This window comes from Actinomadura kijaniata NBRC 14229 (assembly GCF_001552175.1).
Lineage (GTDB): Bacteria > Actinomycetota > Actinomycetes > Streptosporangiales > Streptosporangiaceae > Spirillospora > Spirillospora kijaniata.
In genome coordinates, this window is sequence record NZ_BCQR01000352.1 from 1 (window position 1) to 651 (window position 651).

A 651-nucleotide genomic window follows, 5' to 3' on the forward strand; every position below is an offset into this window, starting at 1 on the left:
CAGTCTTCGGGCTGTGTTCGTGATGGCGTGCCTTTTGAAGAATGAGCCTGCGAGTTATGGTGTGTGGCGAGGTTAACCGGTGGCGGGTAGCCGTAGCGAAAGCGAGTCTGAATAGGGCGTTGTTAGTCGCATGCTGTAGACCCGAAGCGGAGTGATCTAGCCATGGGCAGGGTGAAGCGCCGGTAAGACGGTGTGGAGGCCCGAACCCACCAGGGTTGAAAACCTGGGGGATGACCTGTGGTTAGGGGTGAAAGGCCAATCAAACTCCGTGATAGCTGGTTCTCCCCGAAATGCATTTAGGTGCAGCGTCACGTGTTTCTTGCCGGAGGTAGAGCTACTGGATGGCCGATGGGCCTTACCGGGTTACTGACGTCAGCCAAACTCCGAATGCCGGTAAGTGAGAGCGTGGCAGTGAGACTGCGGGGGATAAGCTTCGTAGTCGAGAGGGAAACAGCCCAGATCATCGGCTAAGGCCCCTAAGCGTGTGCTAAGTGGTAAAGGATGTGGAGTTGCCGTGACAACCAGGAGGTTGGCTTAGAAGCAGCCACCCTTGAAAGAGTGCGTAATAGCTCACTGGTCAAGTGATTCCGCGCCGACAATGTAGCGGGGCTCAAGCACACCGCCGAAGCCATGGCATTCATGATGATTCAT

Annotated in this window: 1 rRNA gene; it reads left to right on the forward strand. The window is 55.9% G+C overall.

What is annotated here, in order from left to right:
- A 23S ribosomal RNA gene (locus AKI01S_RS48670) occupies positions 1-651 on the forward strand; the annotation flags it as partial.